The 16,822-nt window shown below is 61.5% G+C and carries 23 protein-coding genes; 15 read left to right on the forward strand and 8 right to left on the reverse strand.

The window, feature by feature from the left end; translation table 11 throughout:
• Position 1: 1 nt before the first annotated feature.
• From rplO to ACZ46Y_RS01665, 11 genes are all read left to right on the forward strand, one after another.
• Positions 2-436 (forward strand): 50S ribosomal protein L15, encoded by a 435-nt coding sequence (gene rplO / locus ACZ46Y_RS01615; protein ID WP_311956022.1) that lies wholly within the window; start codon positions 2-4, stop codon positions 434-436.
• Positions 437-1,768, forward strand: a complete 1,332-nt coding sequence (gene secY, locus ACZ46Y_RS01620; protein WP_311956016.1) for a preprotein translocase subunit SecY — start codon at positions 437-439, stop codon at positions 1,766-1,768. It begins immediately after the preceding gene.
• A 31-nt stretch (positions 1,769-1,799) separates the two neighbouring features.
• Positions 1,800-1,913: a 50S ribosomal protein L36 gene (gene rpmJ / locus ACZ46Y_RS01625; protein WP_008959154.1), complete on the forward strand. Its 114-nt coding sequence runs from the start codon at positions 1,800-1,802 to the stop codon at positions 1,911-1,913.
• Positions 1,914-2,047: 134 nt separating this feature from the next.
• Positions 2,048-2,404 (forward strand): 30S ribosomal protein S13, encoded by a 357-nt coding sequence (gene rpsM, locus ACZ46Y_RS01630; RefSeq protein WP_311956013.1) that lies wholly within the window; start codon positions 2,048-2,050, stop codon positions 2,402-2,404.
• Between the two features lie 39 nt (positions 2,405-2,443).
• Positions 2,444-2,830, forward strand: coding sequence for a 30S ribosomal protein S11 (rpsK, locus tag ACZ46Y_RS01635; protein WP_311884263.1), 387 nt, complete (start codon positions 2,444-2,446; stop codon positions 2,828-2,830).
• A gap of 12 nt (positions 2,831-2,842) precedes the next feature.
• Positions 2,843-3,463, forward strand: coding sequence for a 30S ribosomal protein S4 (gene rpsD, locus ACZ46Y_RS01640; protein WP_311956011.1), 621 nt, complete (start codon positions 2,843-2,845; stop codon positions 3,461-3,463).
• Positions 3,464-3,569: 106 nt separating this feature from the next.
• On the forward strand, positions 3,570-4,565 hold the full coding sequence (locus ACZ46Y_RS01645) for a DNA-directed RNA polymerase subunit alpha (RefSeq protein ID WP_311956008.1): 996 nt from the start codon (positions 3,570-3,572) through the stop codon (positions 4,563-4,565).
• Positions 4,566-4,604: 39 nt separating this feature from the next.
• A complete protein-coding gene (rplQ, locus tag ACZ46Y_RS01650) occupies positions 4,605-4,988 on the forward strand; it encodes a 50S ribosomal protein L17 (RefSeq protein WP_311956005.1) in 384 nt (127 codons plus the stop codon).
• A 235-nt stretch (positions 4,989-5,223) separates the two neighbouring features.
• Entirely contained in the window at positions 5,224-6,399 is a 1,176-nt protein-coding gene (locus tag ACZ46Y_RS01655) for an RNA-guided endonuclease InsQ/TnpB family protein (RefSeq protein ID WP_311956002.1), read from the forward strand.
• A 253-nt stretch (positions 6,400-6,652) separates the two neighbouring features.
• Positions 6,653-7,969, forward strand: a complete 1,317-nt coding sequence (locus ACZ46Y_RS01660) for a D-alanyl-D-alanine carboxypeptidase (protein WP_311955999.1) — start codon at positions 6,653-6,655, stop codon at positions 7,967-7,969.
• A gap of 49 nt (positions 7,970-8,018) precedes the next feature.
• The gene (locus tag ACZ46Y_RS01665) at positions 8,019-8,891 is read left to right on the forward strand and encodes a DMT family transporter (RefSeq protein WP_311955996.1); all 873 of its coding nucleotides are present in this window, start codon (positions 8,019-8,021) and stop codon (positions 8,889-8,891) included.
• On the opposite strand, the gene thiE is transcribed toward ACZ46Y_RS01665, so the two are convergent.
• The 3 genes from thiE to ACZ46Y_RS01680 form a co-directional block, all read right to left on the reverse strand.
• Positions 8,888-9,544 carry a thiamine phosphate synthase gene (gene thiE, locus ACZ46Y_RS01670; RefSeq protein ID WP_311955993.1) on the reverse strand — a complete coding sequence of 219 codons (657 nt, stop codon included), beginning with the start codon at positions 9,542-9,544 and terminating at the stop codon, positions 8,888-8,890. The genes ACZ46Y_RS01665 and thiE overlap by 4 nt on opposite strands.
• Positions 9,534-10,352: a hydroxyethylthiazole kinase gene (thiM, locus tag ACZ46Y_RS01675; protein ID WP_311955990.1), complete on the reverse strand. Its 819-nt coding sequence runs from the start codon at positions 10,350-10,352 to the stop codon at positions 9,534-9,536. Before thiM ends, thiE begins: the two co-directional genes overlap by 11 nt.
• A 140-nt stretch (positions 10,353-10,492) precedes the next feature.
• Positions 10,493-10,768: a hypothetical protein gene (locus ACZ46Y_RS01680; RefSeq protein ID WP_311955988.1), complete on the reverse strand. Its 276-nt coding sequence runs from the start codon at positions 10,766-10,768 to the stop codon at positions 10,493-10,495.
• A gap of 177 nt (positions 10,769-10,945) precedes the next feature.
• Between ACZ46Y_RS01680 and ACZ46Y_RS01685 the strand changes: the two genes are divergently transcribed.
• The 3 genes from ACZ46Y_RS01685 to ACZ46Y_RS01695 are packed head-to-tail and all read left to right on the forward strand — an operon-like array spanning position 10,946 to position 12,431.
• Positions 10,946-11,470, forward strand: coding sequence for a hypothetical protein (locus tag ACZ46Y_RS01685; protein ID WP_311955987.1), 525 nt, complete (start codon positions 10,946-10,948; stop codon positions 11,468-11,470).
• A 53-nt stretch (positions 11,471-11,523) separates the two neighbouring features.
• Positions 11,524-12,057, forward strand: coding sequence for a lactoylglutathione lyase (gene gloA / locus ACZ46Y_RS01690; RefSeq protein ID WP_311955986.1), 534 nt, complete (start codon positions 11,524-11,526; stop codon positions 12,055-12,057).
• 2 nt (positions 12,058-12,059) lie between these two features.
• Positions 12,060-12,431: a DUF6164 family protein gene (locus ACZ46Y_RS01695; RefSeq protein WP_311955985.1), complete on the forward strand. Its 372-nt coding sequence runs from the start codon at positions 12,060-12,062 to the stop codon at positions 12,429-12,431.
• An 18-nt stretch (positions 12,432-12,449) separates the two neighbouring features.
• Here the strand turns inward: ACZ46Y_RS01695 and ACZ46Y_RS01700 are convergent, their stop codons facing one another.
• From ACZ46Y_RS01700 to ACZ46Y_RS01715, 4 genes are read right to left on the reverse strand one after another with little or no spacing between them, the layout of a single operon-like run.
• Positions 12,450-13,397, reverse strand: a complete 948-nt coding sequence (locus tag ACZ46Y_RS01700) for a metal ABC transporter substrate-binding protein (protein WP_311955982.1) — start codon at positions 13,395-13,397, stop codon at positions 12,450-12,452.
• A 31-nt stretch (positions 13,398-13,428) separates the two neighbouring features.
• A complete protein-coding gene (locus ACZ46Y_RS01705; RefSeq protein ID WP_311955978.1) occupies positions 13,429-14,316 on the reverse strand; it encodes a metal ABC transporter permease in 888 nt (295 codons plus the stop codon).
• Positions 14,309-15,019, reverse strand: a complete 711-nt coding sequence (locus ACZ46Y_RS01710; protein WP_311955973.1) for a metal ABC transporter ATP-binding protein — start codon at positions 15,017-15,019, stop codon at positions 14,309-14,311. The genes ACZ46Y_RS01705 and ACZ46Y_RS01710 overlap by 8 nt, the downstream gene beginning before the upstream one ends.
• Entirely contained in the window at positions 15,019-15,186 is a 168-nt protein-coding gene (locus ACZ46Y_RS01715) for a hypothetical protein (protein WP_311955969.1), read from the reverse strand. Before ACZ46Y_RS01715 ends, ACZ46Y_RS01710 begins: the two co-directional genes overlap by 1 nt.
• 250 nt (positions 15,187-15,436) lie before the next feature.
• Here ACZ46Y_RS01715 and ACZ46Y_RS01720 point away from each other — a divergent pair, with 250 nt between their 5' ends.
• The gene (locus ACZ46Y_RS01720) at positions 15,437-15,823 is read left to right on the forward strand and encodes a CRISPR-associated endonuclease Cas3'' (RefSeq protein WP_311955967.1); all 387 of its coding nucleotides are present in this window, start codon (positions 15,437-15,439) and stop codon (positions 15,821-15,823) included.
• Here ACZ46Y_RS01720 and ACZ46Y_RS01725 read toward each other — a convergent pair.
• Positions 15,779-16,796, reverse strand: a protein-coding gene (locus tag ACZ46Y_RS01725) for an IS630 family transposase (protein WP_311955963.1) whose coding sequence is annotated in 2 segments (ribosomal slippage) — positions 15,779-16,405 and positions 16,407-16,796 — 1,017 coding nt in all. Because the reading frame shifts where the segments join, the coding sequence is not laid out codon by codon here. The genes ACZ46Y_RS01720 and ACZ46Y_RS01725 overlap by 45 nt on opposite strands.
• Positions 16,797-16,822: the final 26 nt, after the last annotated feature.

Genomic DNA, 16,822 nt, shown 5'->3' on the forward strand with positions numbered 1-16,822 from the left:
CATGAAACTTAACAGCCTGAGCCCCGCAGCGGGTTCCAAGCACGCCGAAAAGCGCGTGGGGCGTGGTATCGGCTCCGGGTTGGGCAAAACCGGCGGCCGCGGCCACAAAGGCCTCAAGTCGCGCAGCGGCGGCAGCGTAACGCCGGGCTTCGAGGGCGGTCAGATGCCCTTGCAGCGCCGTCTGCCGAAGTTCGGCTTTACCTCGGCCAAGTCGCTTGCCTCTGAAGAAGTGCGCCTGACCGAGGTTGGCCGGGTCGCCGGTGACGACGTCACCCTGGAGACCTTAAAGCAGGCCAACGTGCTGAAGAATGCCACGCGCTACGCGAAGATCATTCTTTCCGGCGAACTGAACAAGGCGGTTACCGTCCGCGGACTCAAGGTCACCAAGGGTGCCCGGGCCGCGATCGAAGCCGCCGGCGGCAAGGTAGAGGACTAAATGGCCAAGTCAGGAAACATGCCGGCGATGGGTAGCGGACTGAGTGAACTCTGGGCGCGCTTGCGCTTCGTGCTTCTCGCCATCGTGGTGTACCGTATCGGTGCCCATATCCCCATTCCCGGTATCAATCCTGACCAGCTTGCTGCCTTGTTCAAGGAGCAGCAGGGTACCATCCTTGGCATGTTCAACATGTTTTCGGGTGGTGCGCTGGAGCGCATGAGTGTTCTCGCCCTGGGCATCATGCCCTACATTTCGGCGTCGATCATCATGCAGCTGATGACTGCGGTTTCACCTCACCTTGAGCAGCTCAAGAAGGAAGGTGAAGCCGGCCGCCGCAAGATCAGTCAGTACACCCGCTACGGCACGGTGTTACTGGCCTTCGTCCAGGCCATCGGCATGTCGGTGGGTCTGGCGAGTCAAGGCATTGCCTATAGCGCTGATATCAGCTTTTATTTCACTGCGGTTATCACCTTTGTGGCCGGCGCGACATTCATGATGTGGCTGGGCGAACAGATCACCGAAAAGGGCATCGGCAACGGCATTTCGCTGCTGATTTTCTCGGGGATCGTCGCCGGGCTGCCAAGCGCCGTGGGGCAGGCATTCGAGCTTGCCCGCAACGAAGGGGCATGGAACGTGCTGCCGCTGTTGGCGCTGTCGGCGCTAGGCATTGCCACCGTGGCGTTTGTGGTGTTCATCGAGCGCGGTCAACGCCGCCTCAAGGTGAACTACCCGCGTCGCCAGGTCGGCAACAAGATGTATGCAGGCCAGAGCAGCTACCTGCCGCTGAAAGTGAACATGGCTGGCGTTATCCCGGCGATCTTTGCGTCAAGCATTCTGCTTTTCCCGGCGTCCATCGGCCAGTGGGTCGGTGCCGGCGAGGGCATGGAATGGCTGCAGCGCGCGTCCCAGGCGCTAGGCCCGGGCCAGCCGCTTTACATCTTGCTTTTTGGCCTCGCGGTGGTATTCTTCTGCTTCTTTTACACAGCGCTGGTCTTCAACCCCAAGGACGTGGCTGACAATCTGAAAAAGTCAGGCGCTTTCCTGCCGGGTATTCGCCCCGGCGAGCAGACGGCTCGCTATATCGACAAGGTCATGACGCGTCTGACCCTGTTCGGTGCTTTATATATTACCGCCGTTTCCCTGATGCCCCAGTTCCTCATCGTGGCGTGGAACGTGCCGTTTTTCTTCGGCGGTACCTCGCTTCTGATCGTGGTCGTGGTGATCATGGACTTCATGGCCCAGGTGCAGTCGCACCTCATGTCGCATCAGTATGACTCGGTAATGAAGAAGTCCAACCTGAAAGGCTACGGTAGCGGCGGCATCATGCGCTGAGGCGCGTCGCAGCCGGTTTGGAGAAAGAACGATGAAAGTTCGAGCTTCCGTAAAAAAGATGTGCCGTAACTGCAAGATCATTCGTCGCAACGGCGCCGTGCGCGTCATTTGCAGCGAACCGCGGCACAAGCAGCGCCAGGGGTAATCCCTAGGCTGCATCAAGTGGGTGCCGGCATACCCCTATACGCGTGCCATTGCACGGACGCGTTCAAAGGGGTATGCTGTTGCGCCTTTTAAAGATGAACAACGAGCAAGCCGCTCACATTTCGGAGTAAGCTGATGGCCCGTATTGCAGGCGTCAATATCCCGGACAACAAGCATGCGGCGATCTCGCTGACCTATATCTTCGGGATCGGCCGGACTCGCGCGCAGGACATCTGTACCTCCGCGGGTATCGCGCCGACTGCCAGGATCCAGGAGCTGTCTTCTGAAGAAGTCGACACCCTGCGGTCTGAAGTTGGCAAGTACACCGTAGAAGGCGACCTTCGCCGTGACGTTACGCTTAACATCAAGCGTCTCATGGACCTGGGTTGCTATCGTGGTCTGCGTCATCGTCGCAGTCTTCCGCTGCGTGGTCAGCGGACCAAGACTAACGCGCGTACCCGCAAGGGCCCGCGTAAGCCGATCCGCAAATAATACGCACGTTATGGCGTAAAGACAGGAAGAAACATCAACATGGCTAACCCGCGTACTAATCGCAAGAAGGTTAAAAAGCAGGTAGTGGATGCCGTTGCGCATATCCACGCCTCTTTTAACAACACGATCGTGACGATCACAGACCGCCAGGGCAACGCCCTTTCCTGGGCGACCGCCGGTGGTTCGGGTTTTCGTGGTTCTCGCAAGAGCACCCCGTTCGCTGCTCAAGTAGCAAGTGAACGTGCAGCTAATGCTGCAGCCGAGTATGGTGTGAAAAACGTCGACGTGCTGGTCAAGGGCCCAGGACCCGGCCGTGAATCCGCCGTGCGCGCACTGAATGCCGCCGGCTTCCGCGTGCAAAGCATCACCGACGCGACGCCCATCCCCCACAATGGCTGCCGTCCGCCGAAGAAACGCCGCGTTTAAGGAGACAGATTCATGGCTCGTTATATTGGACCCAAGTGTAAACTGTCTCGTCGTGAGGGTACCGACCTCTTTCTCAAGAGTGGCGTCACCCCCTTCGAGAAGAAGTGTAAATCCGAGCAGATCCCGGGTGTGCACGGCCAGCGCCGTCAGCGTCTTTCCGACTATGGCTTGCAGCTTCGCGAGAAGCAAAAAGTACGTCGCATTTACGGCGTACTCGAAAAGCAGTTCCGCAACTACTACAAGCACGCGGCTCGCCTCAAGGGCGCGACCGGCGAGGTGCTGTTGCAGTTGCTGGAAGCCCGACTGGACAACGTCGTCTACCGCATGGGCTTTGGCTCCACGCGCTCTGAAGCGCGTCAGCTGGTGAGCCACAAGGCGATCGCCGTGAACGGCAAGACCGTCAACATTGCTTCCTACCAGGTGAAGTCTGGCGACGTGGTTTCCGTTCGCGAAAAGGCGAAGAACCAGGCGCGCATCCAGAACGCGCTGGCCATTTCGGCCAACCGCGGCGATGTGGAGTGGATCGAAACCGACGCCAAGAAGATGGAAGGCACTTTCAAGGCTCTGCCTGAACGCGGTGACCTGTCTGCCGACATCAACGAAAACCTGATCGTCGAGCTGTACTCGAAGTAAGCGCGGTGCCTTATTGCACGCGTTCGTTGCCCGGGCCAGCGCCTTGTGCGCTCTGCCCGGGCAGTCGAGTACCACGTAACCGTTTGGCAGCCTGAAAGGTGTTCTTATGCAGCGTTCAGTGACAGAGTTTCTCCGTCCCCGCGATATCAAGGTCGAAGAAATCAACGCACATCACGCCAAGATCGTGCTCGAGCCGTTTGAGCGCGGATTTGGCCACACCCTGGGGAACGCGCTGCGCCGCATCCTGCTCTCGTCCATGCCCGGCGCTGCCGTGGTAGAGGCCGAGATCAAGGGCGTCGAGCACGAATACAGTGCGCTTGAAGGGGTGCAGGAAGATGTCATCGAGATCCTCCTGAATCTGAAAGATGTCGCGATCAAGATGCACAGCCGGGATGAGGCGGTGCTCTCGCTGAACAAGCAGGGCCCGGCCGTCGTCACCGCTGGCGACATTGCGCTTGATCATAGCGTCGACATCGTCAACCCGGATCACATCATTGCCCACGTCAACGAAGGGGCGGAGCTGGATATTCAGCTCAAGGTGGCGATGGGGCGTGGCTACGAGCCGGCCGACGTGCGCGACTCCGACGAAGAGACCCGCGCCATTGGCCGCCTGCAGCTGGATGCTACCTTCAGCCCGGTGCGTCGCGTTTCCTACGCGGTCGAGGCCGCCCGTGTCGAGCAGCGTACTGACCTTGACAAGCTGATCATCGACCTGGAAACCGACGGCACTCTGGATCCGGAAGAGGCTATCCGCCGCAGCGCGACCATTCTGCAGGAGCAGCTGGCCGCCTTCGTCGATCTGGAAGCCGATAAAGAGCAGGAAGTCGAGGAAGAAGAGGATCAGGTGGATCCGACTCTTCTGCGCCCCGTAGACGATCTTGAGCTGACCGTCCGCAGCGCCAACTGCTTGAAAGCCGAAAACATCTACTACATCGGTGATCTGATTCAGCGCACCGAAGTGGAACTGTTGAAAACACCCAACCTCGGCAAAAAGTCCTTGAACGAAATCAAGGATGTTCTAGCAGCGCGCGGCTTGTCGCTGGGCATGCGGCTGGAAAACTGGCCGCCCGCTAGCCTGAAGGACGACAAGACCTCCGCGTGAGCGTCGCCTTAAGTCCCAGTTTGGTAAGGAATCACAACCATGCGTCATCGTAAGAGTGGTCGTCATTTAAACCGCACCAGCTCGCACCGCAAGGCCATGTTCAAGAACATGTCAGCCTCGCTCGTCGAGCATGAAATCATCAAGACAACCCTGCCCAAGGCCAAGGAACTGCGTCGCGTCATCGAGCCGCTGATCACCCTGGCCAAGCAGGACAGCGTCGCCAATCGCCGTCTGGCGTTTGCCCGCACTCGGTCAAAAGACACCGTGGGCAAGCTGTTTGGCGAACTGGGGCCGCGCTACGCCGAGCGTCCAGGCGGCTACGTCCGTATCCTCAAGTGCGGCTACCGCGCTGGCGACAACGCGCCCATGGCGTACGTCGAGCTTGTCGACCGTCCCGCAGTAGAGGCCGCCGCAGACGAATAACGTGCTGCGTTTGGCCTGCCACAAGCGAAAACCGGCCGGACTTCCTCCTGTAAATTGATCAGGGTGGATTGTCCAGCCGGTTTTTTTGCGTTTAGCGAACATCCGCGTAGACCCTCGCCCAGTGCGGGCGGGGATACAAGCGGGAACCGCAGCGCGGTTCGTGTCTTGCTTGGCTGTTGCTTCAAGGCAAAGCTGGCGTATAGTGGATAAAATTACACTAGGCTGTGCAATACCCATGCTGAAAGCCACAAAAGTACGCATTTACCCCACTGTTGAACAGGCGGATATTTTGAATCGCCAGTTCGGCAGCGTGCGTTTTTGCTACAACGCTGGCCTTCGCATTATGTCGCACCGCTATCGGCGCCACGGTCAGTCGCTGAGTGCCAAGCACGATATTAAAAAGCTGCTCCCCGTCGCCAAGAAGTCACGTAAGTATGGCTGGCTAAAAGAAGCGGATTCCATAGCCCTCCAGCAGTCATGCATCAATCTTGACCAGGCGTTCCAGCGCTTCTTTGACCCCAGGAAGAAAGCCGGCTATCCGCGCTTCAAAAGCAAACGCGGCAAGCAGTCCAGCTATCACTGCGTTGGGGTCAAGGCCGGCGATAGCTGGGTCAAGGTGCCCAAGCTCGGCCCCATCAAGGCCCGCATCCACCGGCCCATCGAGGGCAAGCTGAAAAGCATCACCCTGTCGCGCACCGTCACCGGCAAACACTACGCGGCGCTGCTGTTTGAAACCGCACAAGACGCCCCGGAGCCGCTGAAGGACGTTGCCGCGAATAAAGTTGTCGGCCTCGACATGGGCTTGTCGCACCTCGCCATCGACTCCACCGGCCGCAAGGTTGCCAATCCGCGCTTTCTGAAGCAGGCGCAGAAGAACCTCAAGCGAAAGCAGCAGGCGCTGTCGCGTAAGCAAAAAGGCAGCGCCGGCCGGGCCAAGGCGCGGCGGCTCGTCGCCAAGGCTCACGAACGGGTGGCCAACGCCCGCAATGACTTCCAGCACAAGCTCTCTCGACAGATCGTTGACGACAACCAAGCGGTGATCGTCGAGACGCTGAAGGTCGAGAACATGATGAAAAACGGCAAGCTCGCCAGACATATCGGCGATGCGTCGTGGCATGCCTTGGTCACCAAATTGACCTACAAGACCAAAGAGCAGGGCAAACATCTGGTCAAGATTGATCCCTGGTTTGCCAGCACCAAAACCTGCCATGCTTGCCAGCACAAAGTGGATGCCATGCCGCTAACTATCCGATCGTGGGAATGCCCCGCCTGCCACGCGCACCACGACCGCGATATCAATGCGGCACAGAACATCAAGCATCAAGGCATCATCCGATTGAAGGCGGAAGGGCTGTCCGTCTCTGCCCATGGAGGCTCGCGTAAGTCCGGTGCGTCGCCGGCTGCTGCCTAAGAAGTGGGAAGCTCCGCCCGTGGCGCGTCAGCGCTTAGGGAGGAGAGCAGTCACATACAGTATCTGCTTGGTTATTGCACCGTTTGCACTACTATCTAACGTTTACGCCTAGCTATCGTTTACGCTGGCTTGCTTCTGGATCAACACCGTCTGCGCCAACATTGGGGGAACTTCCATGCCATACGCGCCGCTTTCTGCTTCGTCTGCCCGCTGCTGCCGATCTCCTGGACGCAGGGCCCTGGCCGTCGTCGTTATGTTCGCGGCGCTGTGTGCCGCCACCCTGATGACGGAGGCCAGGGCAGCCAACCCGCGCTACGCGGGCATCGTGGTCGATATGGACAACGGCGAGGTGCTGTACGCGGAAAACGCCGACGCCCGCCGCTATCCCGCTTCGCTGACCAAGATGATGACCCTTTACCTGACGTTTGAAGCGCTGGTGGACAACGACCTCTCGCTGGAGCAGCCGCTCAAGGTATCCGGCGCGGCCGCCGCCATGCCGGCCTCCAAGCTGTGGCTGGCCAAGGGCAGTACCATCACCGTGGACAAGGCCATCCGCGCGCTGACGGTAAAATCCGCCAACGACGTGGCGGTGGTGCTGGCCGAAGCGGTGGGCGGCAGCGAGGAGCGCTTTGCCCGCAAGATGACGCAAAAGGCGCGTGAGCTTGGCATGCACGACACCACCTTCCGCAACGCCTCGGGCCTGCCCGACAGCCAGCAGGCCACTACCGCTCGGGACCTGCTCACCCTGGCGGTCCACGTCATGCAGGATTTTCCCCAGTACTATCATTACTTCGGTCTGCAGACCTTTGCCTACCGCGGCAAGACCCACTCCAGCCACAATCGACTGGTGAAAAATTACCCCGGTGCCGACGGCCTCAAGACCGGCTTTATTCGTGCCTCGGGCTTTAACGTCGCGACCACCGCCGTGCACGACGGCCGGCGCATGGTCGGGGTCGTCATGGGCGGGTTTAGCTCCAAGTCCCGGGATACCCACATGACGGATCTGCTCGACCGCAGTTTCGCCCGCTCGACGCTGCGCGACCGGGGAACCTGGCTTGCCGATACGCGTTTTTCTCAGGAGTTCATGGCCTTTGGCGGGCTGGTCTCGCCCGACAAGCCGACCCAAACCGATCCGCGGTCGCTGCGGCCGATGCTCGCCGCCGTGGATACGGTAGAGGCCTCCGCTCCGCCGGCCGCGTCCCGTCCGAAGGCCCGATCGACGTTTGAGCCCGAGCGCCGCCCCGCCCCCCGAGAAGCGACGGCTGACAACGACGATCCGCTCGAGCCGCTGATGGCCGATGCCACCCCCGCCGTTGGCGACGCCGCCGGCGGCTGGGGCATTCAGGTAGGCGCGTTCAGCGAACAGGCCAGCGCCCGCCGGCTGGCCAATCAGGCTGCTAATCAGCTATCCGGGGGCGCCAGTGGCAAGGTTTCGATTGACGCCCTCGACGGCCCCGAGCAGGTGTTTCGCGCGCGGCTGGTAGCGCTGGGTGAATCTCAGGCGCGCCAGGCCTGCCAGCGGCTGAAAGCCAACGGCATGGACTGCATGGTGGTTAACGCCAGCCTGTAGCGGCAGGTTTTGTCAAAGGCACAAGCGGGTCAACCACAAGGAGGGCATTATGTCAGCCTCGCTCAGGGGCATCGGCTATATGTGCACTGGCGTCTTGTTTCTGGCGCTTGGCGATGCCGTATCCAAATGGCTGGGCGAGGTGCATTCGCCGCTTGAGATCGTTTTCTTCCGCAATCTGGTCGCCGTGCCGCTGATTGCTATGCTTGCCTACTTTGGCGGCGGGCTGCGCAACCTGGGCACGCGGCGACCCGGCGTGCATCTGCTGCGCGGGCTGATCTATACCGGCACCATGGGCTTTTTTGTGCTGGGGCTGACGCTTCTGCCGCTGGCCGAGGCTACCGCCATTGCCTTTGTCGCCCCGCTGTTTGTCACGCTGCTGTCGGTACCGCTTTTGGGCGAGCGGATCGCCCCGCCGGTGATGGCCGCCTCGCTGCTGGGTTTTGTCGGCGTGATGATCGTGGTGCGTCCGGGAGGAGACGCCTTCAACGCCGGCGCGCTTTCCATGGTGGCCGCGGCGGCTTGCTATGCGCTGACGATGATCACCGCTCGCCGTTACGGCGGACGAGAGAACTTCTGGGCGCTAGTGCTATATATTGCGCTGGTGCCGGCGCTGATCACCGCGGCCACGCTACCCTGGGTCTGGATAACGCCGCAGCCGTGGCACTGGCTCGGCTTTCTGGCATCAGGAATATTCAGCGTGGGCGCCGCGGCTTTTATTACTCTGGCGTTTCGCTATACACCTGCGGCCATCGCCGCGCCGTTTGACTACACCGCGCTGCTTTGGGCGGTGCTGCTGGGCTGGCTGTTCTGGGGGGAGCTACCGGATGTCTGGGTGCTGGTCGGCAGCGTGCTGATCATCTCAAGCGGCCTGGCGATCGCCTACCACGACCGCCGCACCAGCCTGAGCCGCCGCCCCACCTAGGGCGCTTCCGGCGCCGCCTGCCACCTTTTGGCAAGCGCTCTGGCCGCTTCTCGGGGGGAGGGCTGGCCGCAAATGGCCGATACCACCGCCATGCCCTCGGCGCCGCTTTGTTTGATGGCCTCGGCGTGCTCCGCCTTGACCCCGCCAATGGCAACGCCCGGCATCGGGCAGGCCCTGACCAGCGCGGCCAGGCCGTCAAAGCCGATGGGGGCCGAGTGATCGGCCTTGCTCTGGGTGGCAAACACCGGGCCAAATCCGACGTAGTCGAGTAGCTCAAGCGGCGCGTCTGCCAGCTGTTCGGCGTTGGTGATCGAAAGCCCGATGATGGCTTCTTCGCCCATGGCCTTGCGGGCATCGTGCACGGCGGTGTCGCTCTGGCCCACGTGCAGGCCGTCGGCGCCGCTTTCCAGGGCTACGTTAAGGCGGTCGTTGATGATCAGCGGCACGTACCGGCCGGTCAGCTCACTATGATCGTCCAGGGCCTCTTTCAGGCGCCGGGCAAGCTCGATCATGGCCTCGTCGGAGGCGAGCTTGTCGCGCAGCTGTACCATGCTCACGCCGCCCTGTATCGCCTCTTCCACAGTGTGTTCCACGCCGGCCTCATGGCACAGGTTGGTATCGGTCACTAAATAAACGGATAAGTCAAAATCCATGGCGGATCTCCAGCGAAAGGTGGTGGTCAAGGTCTTCGGCTTGCAGGTGGTAAAGCGCATCCAGAAACGCCGGGGTAAAGCTGCCGGGGCCGTCTGCCCCGGCGGCGGCGCGCTCCCCGGCGAGGGAAAAGCTGCCAAAGGCCGTGGTGGCGGCGGCGAAGCAGCTTTCGGGAGTCGCGTCGGCCACGCCCAGAAACGCCGCCGCCGTGGCGGAAAGTCCGCAGCCCAGGGTGGTAATGCGCGGCATCAGCGCGTGCCCGCCGTAGACGCTTGTGATGCGCTCGCCGTCGGTGATCAGGTCCACTTCGCCGCTGACGCCGACAAGGCAGCCCTGGCGGCGGGCCAGCTCGACGGCGGCGTCGCGCGCCTCAGCGGTACTGGCGGTGCTGTCCGCGCCGCGCCCGGGGTTGGCCATGCCGTTCAGGCATAAAATTTCCGAGGCGTTGCCGCGAATCAGCGTGGGCGAGCGCTCCATCAGCTCGGCGCACAGCCGCCGGCGGTAGGCGGTGGCGCCCACGGCTACCGGGTCGAGCACCCAGGGCGTGCCGTTGTCGCAGGCGACACGGGTGGTCGCGCGCATGCCGTCGGCAAAGTCGGGGCTGACCGTGCCGATGTTGATCGACAGCGCATCGGCCAGGGCGGTAAATTCGCCGGCTTCCTCCCGGGCGTGGAGCATTGCCGGGGAGGCGCCCAGGGCAAGCAGGATATTGGCGCTTGAGTTCATCGCCACAAAGTTGGTAATGCAGTGCACCAGCGGCGTGTGCGCCTGCAGGGTCTGCAGGTAGCCTCCGGAGGTGAGTAACGCCATGTCATTCTCCCGTCAGGGTGGCTGTCAGGGAAGGATACCTGATGGGCGCGACGGGCATCGACGAACAGCATGCCACGAAGGAGCGTGGCATGCTGTTTGGCAGGCAGCGTAATGGCTACCTGTGGGGGCAGTTAGCTTGCTCAAGTCTTCTTGTCGCCTGCCAGATTCAAGCGCAATGCTATCGCGGTGGACTGGGAAAGGTTGGCCACTTCCAGCGCATGCATCGTCATTTCGGTTTCCAGATGCTCAAAAGCGGCCGGGTCTTCCTGGCGCAGCTTGTACAGCGTGTTCTCGGTATACTCTTTCTCGCCCAGGTGATCCTTTGCCGCCTTGCGCAGCGCGGTTCCCTGCTCCCCGGCTGCCAGATCATGGAAGGCATCGTCTTCCAGGCCGTTGTTCAGGATGGTAATTTCCATTCCTTGTCCTCCTTTCTAGTAGACTCGGGCGCCATCAAGGCCCGTTCAGGACTCCGGCTCCACTTAACCGTATTGGATTCTTGACTTATATACCAGGAAGAGGCCGGTCGGCAAACCCCTCTTTTTTGGCTATGTTAGGGCTACATCAGCGCAAACTACATGACCGGAGGTGTCCGTATGGCGAATCAAGACGCAGTGCTGGGTGAAGAGTATCCCCACAAGGTAACGGCGGAATACGATAATCAGTCAGACGCAGACCGGGCGGTCAAGGCGCTGGCGGATCAGGCGGGGGTACCGCCCGCCCAGGTAAGGATCGTGCAGCCCCACGGCAGCGCCGACATGGCGCGCAAGATGGAGCCGGAGTCGCGGGGAATAAGGCAGTCACTGGTCAAGTCGCACCTGCGGCTTGGGCTGGCGGGGCTGATCCTAGGGGTGGCGCTTGCCGGCGTGCTGGTCGTCTTCGGACCGACGGCCACCCAATCAAGCCCGCTCATGACGTTTATTGCCCTGGGATTCTTGTGTACGGTGCTGGCGCTGCTGCTGGCCGGCGCGATCTCGATGCGCCCCGACCATGATCGCGTGCTGCACAAAACGCGGACGGCGACAGAGGCAGGCCAGTGGACGGTGGTGGTGCACTGTGCCGATAACGAGCAGAGAGACCGGGTAAAAGATACCATAGGCCATAGCGCGCAAACGCTGTAAAGCCATACCTTCAATCCGCCTGTTTTCCCGTACGACGGTAAAGGAGAAAACGCATGTCGTTTCACGGTGAGTCGCAACCCGGCGCTGTCCCCACGCCGCCCGAGACCGAAGGATTTCGCTTCAACCACTCCATGCTACGCGTCAAGGATCCCGAGCGCGCGCTGGCGTTTTATTCCGGCGTGCTTGGCATGCAGGTGATGCGCCGGCTGGATTTCGAAGAGATGAACTTCTCGCTGTATTTCCTCGCCCACGTGGACGAGGCGCGCAGCGTGCCCGAAGACGTGGAGGCGCGCACCGCCTGGACCTTCAGCCAGACCGGCATTCTCGAGCTTACCCACAACTGGGGCACCGAAGACGAGGAAGACTTCGCCTACCACGACGGCAACGCCGAGCCCCAGGGCTTTGGCCACATCTGCATTAGCGTGCCCAACCTCGAAGTCGCCCAGGCTTGGTTTGACTCCCACGACGTTACCTTCGTCAAGCGCGCCGATCAGGGCAAGATGAAAGACGTTATCTTCATCAAGGACCCGGACGGCTACTGGATCGAGATTGTCCAGGCCGACCGCATGGCCGCCAAGGACGACTGAGCGTGGCGCGACTGCTGTTTCACCTGCGCCACGTCACCGACGAGGAAGCCCGCGAAGTGCGCCAGCTGTTGGGCGATCGCGGTTTCGACACCTACGAGACCCAGGCGGGCATTTTCCGTATGGGCGTGGATGCCATCTGGCTGCGTAACGAGCACCAGCTTGAGGCGGCCAAAGAAGCGCTGGCTGACTACCAGCGCGAGCGCCTGGCACGGGCCAGGCAGGAATATGCCGACGCGGTGCAGCGCGGCGAGCAGCCGACGCAATGGCGCCGGTTTCTGGCGCATCCGCTGCAGGTCACGCTGGTGATCGTGGCAGTAATATTGATCGTGCTTATCACCCTGGCGCCGTTTGTCAGCGGCATCAATCCTGCCTGAATCGGCCCGGGCCGCCGCTTAGTCGTCGGCCGGGCCTTTATCGGCTCTACCGGCCAGCGCCTCATGCAGCACCCGGGCGTTGTGGCGCATCATGCCGATGTAGCTTGCCGCCTCGCCCTCGCTTGTCAGGGCGTCGGCGTATAGCGTGCCGGCGATAGAGAGGCCGCTCTCTTCGGCGAGCTGGTCGATCGTATTAGGGCTTGCCATGTTTTCGTAGAACAGCGCGCGCACGTTTTGCGCCTCGATTACGTCGATCAGCTCCGCCATGCGCGCGGCGCTGGGGGCGGAGCTGGTGGCAAGCCCCTCCGGCGCCAGAAAGCGCAACCCGTAGGCGTCGGCAAAATAGCCAAAGGAGGCGTGGCCGGTAATCACGGCGGTATCTTCGTCAATGGCCTCGAGCCGCTGGCGTATGTCGGCGTCGGCCTCGTCCATCCGGGCCAGGTAGTCGTCGGCGTTGGCGCGGTAGTCGGCGACGTTATCGCCGTCGGCGCTCACCAGCCCGTCGCGGATGTTGGCCACGTAGGTTTTTGCCCGGTTCATGTCCTGCCAGGCGTGGGGGTCGGCGCTGTCCCGGTCGTGGCCATCGTTGTGGCCGGCGTGCTCCAGCGGTTCAATCCCCTCGGTGGCGACGACTTTCCTGCCCCGATAGTCGCTGGTTTTCAGCAGCCGCTCCATCCAGCCCTCAAAGTTCAGGCCGTTAAACACCACGACGTCCGCCTGGGAGAGGGTGCGCACATCGCCGGGGCTCGGCGAATAGCTGTGAGCGTCGCTGTCCGTGCCAATCAGCGGCGTCACCTCGACGTGCTCGCCTCCCACCTGCTTGACCATGTCCGCAAGGATGGAAAAGCTCGCCACGACCCTCACCTCGGTGGCCGCCGCCGCGGGCGGGAGAAGGGCGAGCGTAGCGAACAGCGTAGCCGATAGCGCCAGCGCGTAGGCACTGCGCCAAGCAGCCGATAAACGCATGGGTGATCTCTTCACAGACGGTATCCTCACATCAGTCCCGCACAAGCGGCGCGGCCCGGCGGCGAAAGCGTGCGGCCAGGCTGTGGTAGCGGCCAAACAGCGCCGAGAAAAAGTATCCCGCCCCGGCAAGCAGAATAATGCTCGGCCCGGACGGCAAATCCAGATGAAACGAGAGCAAAAGCCCCCCGGTGCTCGCAAGCATGGCCAGCACCACGGCGATGCCCATCAGCCCCTCCAGCCTTTTGCTCCAGAAGCGCGCCGAGGTGGCCGGCAGCATCATCAGGCCTACCGCCATCAGCGTGCCGAGCGTCTGAAAGCCCGCCGTGAGGTTAAGCACCAAAAGCCCCAGAAACACGCTGTGTACCCAGCCGCTGCGCCCGCGCCGGCTCTGGCCACGCAGGAACAGCGGGTCAAGGCACTCCACCACCAGCGCGCGAAAAATCACCGCCAGCGTTAACACAATGACGCTGCTGATCCCGGCGATCAGCAAAAGCGCGGTCGAGTTGATCGCCAGCACCGAGCCGAACAGCACGTGGGTCAGGTCCACGCTGCTGCCGCCGAGCGAAATCAGCATGACGCCGGCGGCCAGCGAAATGATAAAAAAGCTCGCCATGGCCGCGTCTTCGCGCTGCCCGCCCATCCGCGATACCGCCCCGGCCAGCAGCGCCATGGCCAGGCCGAACAATACGCCGCCCAGGCTCATCATCGGCAGCGAAAACCCGGCGAGCAAAAAGCCCAGCGCCACCCCGGGCAGAATCGCATGGGCCATGGCATCGCCGATCAGACTCATGCCGCGCAGCACCAGAAAAACGCCCAGCGGCGGTGCGGCCAGCGACAGCGCCAACCCGCCGACCACCGCCCGGCGCATGAAGCCGTAGTCGAACGGCGCGATCAGCCAGGCGTGTAACAGATCAAGCATGGGACGCTCCCGCGCAGACATGGGCGGAGGCGGCCGGCGAGGCGATGGCGCCAGGCGATAGCCATTCGCCGCCGCCGGCGCGCAGCAGCAGGACGCTATCAGCCAGGCGCTTCAAGTGCTCCATGTCGTGAAGCACCACGATCACCGTGGCGCCGTCGTCGGCCATCTGGCGCACAATGGGGATCAGGATATCCACCGTTTCGCCGTCGACGTTGGCAAACGGCTCGTCGAGCAGCAAAAGCGCTGCCTCCTGCATCAGCGTCCGGCCGATCAGCGCGCGCTGGCGCTGGCCGCCGGAAAGCTCGCCCAGCGGCCGGTGGGCCAGGGCAGAAATCCCCAGCCGCGCCATGATCTCCCGGCCCCGGCGATAGTGCGCCGCGCAGTAGCCTTTAAGCGCCCCGTGGCTGGGCCAGGTGCCAGTCATCACCAGTTCCTCCACGCTCATGGGGAAGGTTAAATCCAGCGCCAGCTGCTGGGGTAGCCAGGCCCGCCACGCCCTGGGTACCGTGCAATGCACCTTACCGGCAAGCGGGCGCAGCTCGCCCATCAACGCCTTGATCAGGGTGCTTTTGCCCGCCCCGTTAACGCCAATGAGTGCGGTGACCGCGGCGGCGGGCACCTCGCCGTCAATGCCTTCCAAAACGCTGCGCTGGCCCTGGGCCAAATGCAGGTTTTCCAGCCGAAGCGCTGGCTCCTGGGCCATTACAGCCACCCCGCCGCCCAGGCCACCAGCGCCCACAGCGCCAAAAGCGGCAGCGCACACAGCAAAATCCGCCGCCCCGCCGACAGCGACATCAGAGAAAAGTGGCAGGGGCCCTCGCGGTTGTGCTGATGGGCGTGCTGTTGAGGGCTTGAGCGGTGCGCAGGCATGGCGCCTCCCGGCTGTGGCGCGTAAATAAAAGGCGGCGTGAAAAAAGACGATTGTTATAACATAACAAATCCTGAGGAGGGAATTGCCCCGCGCTTTTTTCTACCGCCTCGGATCAGAGGCTACCCGCGGCGAAAGCATGATTGACGTCATGGAATGGCTGAATGAACGTGGGCTATATAGTTTACAGTTTGTAAAGCTCAGGCTGGGGTGCTTAGCTGGGACAGATAAAAATTATATCGCAGGAACGCAATGTATTACGCACACTCAACAACGACTCTCAATGCCTCAAGTGAGCTCGATAAGTCTGACTGGCAAACGTTGGCAAACCATTTAACCGCCGTCGGACAAATGGCCGGTAAGCGCGCTGATCGATTTGGCGCTGAGCCTTGGGGGCAGGCAGCAGGCCTTCTGCATGACCTGGGGAAATATACAACACCGTTTCAGCGTCGTCTTGAAGGTGTTAGTGAGCGAGTCGATCACTCGACCGCCGGAGCGCATATAGCTATTGAACGCTATCCACAGCTTGGCTATCTGTTGGCTTATCTGATTGCCGGCCATCATGCGGGTCTTGCTAATGGACGCGATAAGTGGCTATTCAAAATTAATCGCGTGATCCACTCCATAACCTTCGAGTAGGCGATGAACCTCATCGCAGAGACGACCGAACGAGCGATAGGCGGTCAAGGGCAGCCAGGCATACTTCATCTGCCGCCACAAAATTTCGATCAGGTTCAACTCCGGCGAATAGGCAGATAGATAGACCAGGTGCACACGATGTGACATCCATTCCAGTATCTTCCGTCTGAAGGCCCTGGAGCGATGCATGCTGGCATTATCGAGCACCACGACAACAAAGGTGTCAGGGGCTTTCCGAGCCACCAACTGATCAAATGCCTCAATGACGGTCTCCGTCGTAACCGACTCGGTGGTGGTGTGGTAAACCAGCTTCCCGGCTCGGCTGAGGAACCCCAGTACGTTCAGCCTTCGGCTATGGGAATAGGCGCTCACCTCGCAGGGCTTACCAACGGGGCTCCACGCGTACGGCACCGACGATGACTGTGAAAAGCCCGATTCATCAAAGTAATAGAGCTCGTGTTCACCCCGGTCTTCCCGCTGCTGAAGCGCCTTGAGGAGGCCCTGTGTATTGCGGAAATCCGTTTCGTCACGTCGTGCCTTCAGTGAATGCCGAATGCGCTTGAAGCTATGGCGATTTTTTTTTCAACGCTCGGCGAAGTGTCACCGAGCTAACCGTCTTGCCGGTCTCTTCTTGCAGGCGAGCCTGCAAGGATCGAATTTGATGGGGATGCTCGGCGATCAACTCCTTCAATCGCTGGTGGTCGTGCTCGTCCAGAAGGGGCGGCCGACCACTCCGCGGCTTGTCGATGATGCCGTCGAGGCCCGACGCTTCCCACTGCTTGAGCCAGCGTGATACAGCATCTCGGCGTACCTGCAGTATCTCACTGATTTGATTGATCGTATGACCCTGGTCACTCAGCAGAATGGCGTGCGCACGCCGGCGTAGGGCTCGCTTGTCACCGTGGTGATAAGCCGAGGTCAATCTCTGCTGCTCAGGCTCGGTTAGAGGGGCAACGAAGCGACGCTTTGCCATGGGGTCATCCGTGTCAGTGATTCAAA

This window comes from Halomonas garicola, assembly GCF_055382465.1.

Bases quoted from the DNA above. Each gene is read 5' to 3' on its own strand.
- ACZ46Y_RS01685 (WP_311955987.1), top strand. From the start codon at position 10,946: ATGGCGAATCAAGACGCAGTGCTGGGTGAAGAGTATCCCCACAAGGTA.
- rpsM (WP_311956013.1), top strand. From the start codon at position 2,048: ATGGCCCGTATTGCAGGCGTCAATATCCCGGACAACAAGCATGCGGCG.
- gloA (WP_311955986.1), top strand. From the start codon at position 11,524: ATGTCGTTTCACGGTGAGTCGCAACCCGGCGCTGTCCCCACGCCGCCC.
- ACZ46Y_RS01665 (WP_311955996.1), top strand. From the start codon at position 8,019: ATGTCAGCCTCGCTCAGGGGCATCGGCTATATGTGCACTGGCGTCTTG.
- ACZ46Y_RS01720 (WP_311955967.1), top strand. From the start codon at position 15,437: ATGTATTACGCACACTCAACAACGACTCTCAATGCCTCAAGTGAGCTC.
- ACZ46Y_RS01680 (WP_311955988.1), bottom strand. From the start codon at position 10,768: ATGGAAATTACCATCCTGAACAACGGCCTGGAAGACGATGCCTTCCAT.
- rplO (WP_311956022.1), top strand. From the start codon at position 2: ATGAAACTTAACAGCCTGAGCCCCGCAGCGGGTTCCAAGCACGCCGAA.
- ACZ46Y_RS01700 (WP_311955982.1), bottom strand. From the start codon at position 13,397: ATGCGTTTATCGGCTGCTTGGCGCAGTGCCTACGCGCTGGCGCTATCG.
- ACZ46Y_RS01710 (WP_311955973.1), bottom strand. From the start codon at position 15,019: ATGGCCCAGGAGCCAGCGCTTCGGCTGGAAAACCTGCATTTGGCCCAG.
- ACZ46Y_RS01655 (WP_311956002.1), top strand. From the start codon at position 5,224: ATGCTGAAAGCCACAAAAGTACGCATTTACCCCACTGTTGAACAGGCG.
- ACZ46Y_RS01705 (WP_311955978.1), bottom strand. From the start codon at position 14,316: ATGCTTGATCTGTTACACGCCTGGCTGATCGCGCCGTTCGACTACGGC.
- ACZ46Y_RS01715 (WP_311955969.1), bottom strand. From the start codon at position 15,186: ATGCCTGCGCACCGCTCAAGCCCTCAACAGCACGCCCATCAGCACAAC.
- thiM (WP_311955990.1), bottom strand. From the start codon at position 10,352: ATGGCGTTACTCACCTCCGGAGGCTACCTGCAGACCCTGCAGGCGCAC.
- rpsD (WP_311956011.1), top strand. From the start codon at position 2,843: ATGGCTCGTTATATTGGACCCAAGTGTAAACTGTCTCGTCGTGAGGGT.
- thiE (WP_311955993.1), bottom strand. From the start codon at position 9,544: ATGGATTTTGACTTATCCGTTTATTTAGTGACCGATACCAACCTGTGC.
- rpmJ (WP_008959154.1), top strand. From the start codon at position 1,800: ATGAAAGTTCGAGCTTCCGTAAAAAAGATGTGCCGTAACTGCAAGATC.
- rpsK (WP_311884263.1), top strand. From the start codon at position 2,444: ATGGCTAACCCGCGTACTAATCGCAAGAAGGTTAAAAAGCAGGTAGTG.
- ACZ46Y_RS01645 (WP_311956008.1), top strand. From the start codon at position 3,570: ATGCAGCGTTCAGTGACAGAGTTTCTCCGTCCCCGCGATATCAAGGTC.
- secY (WP_311956016.1), top strand. From the start codon at position 437: ATGGCCAAGTCAGGAAACATGCCGGCGATGGGTAGCGGACTGAGTGAA.
- rplQ (WP_311956005.1), top strand. From the start codon at position 4,605: ATGCGTCATCGTAAGAGTGGTCGTCATTTAAACCGCACCAGCTCGCAC.
- ACZ46Y_RS01660 (WP_311955999.1), top strand. From the start codon at position 6,653: ATGTTCGCGGCGCTGTGTGCCGCCACCCTGATGACGGAGGCCAGGGCA.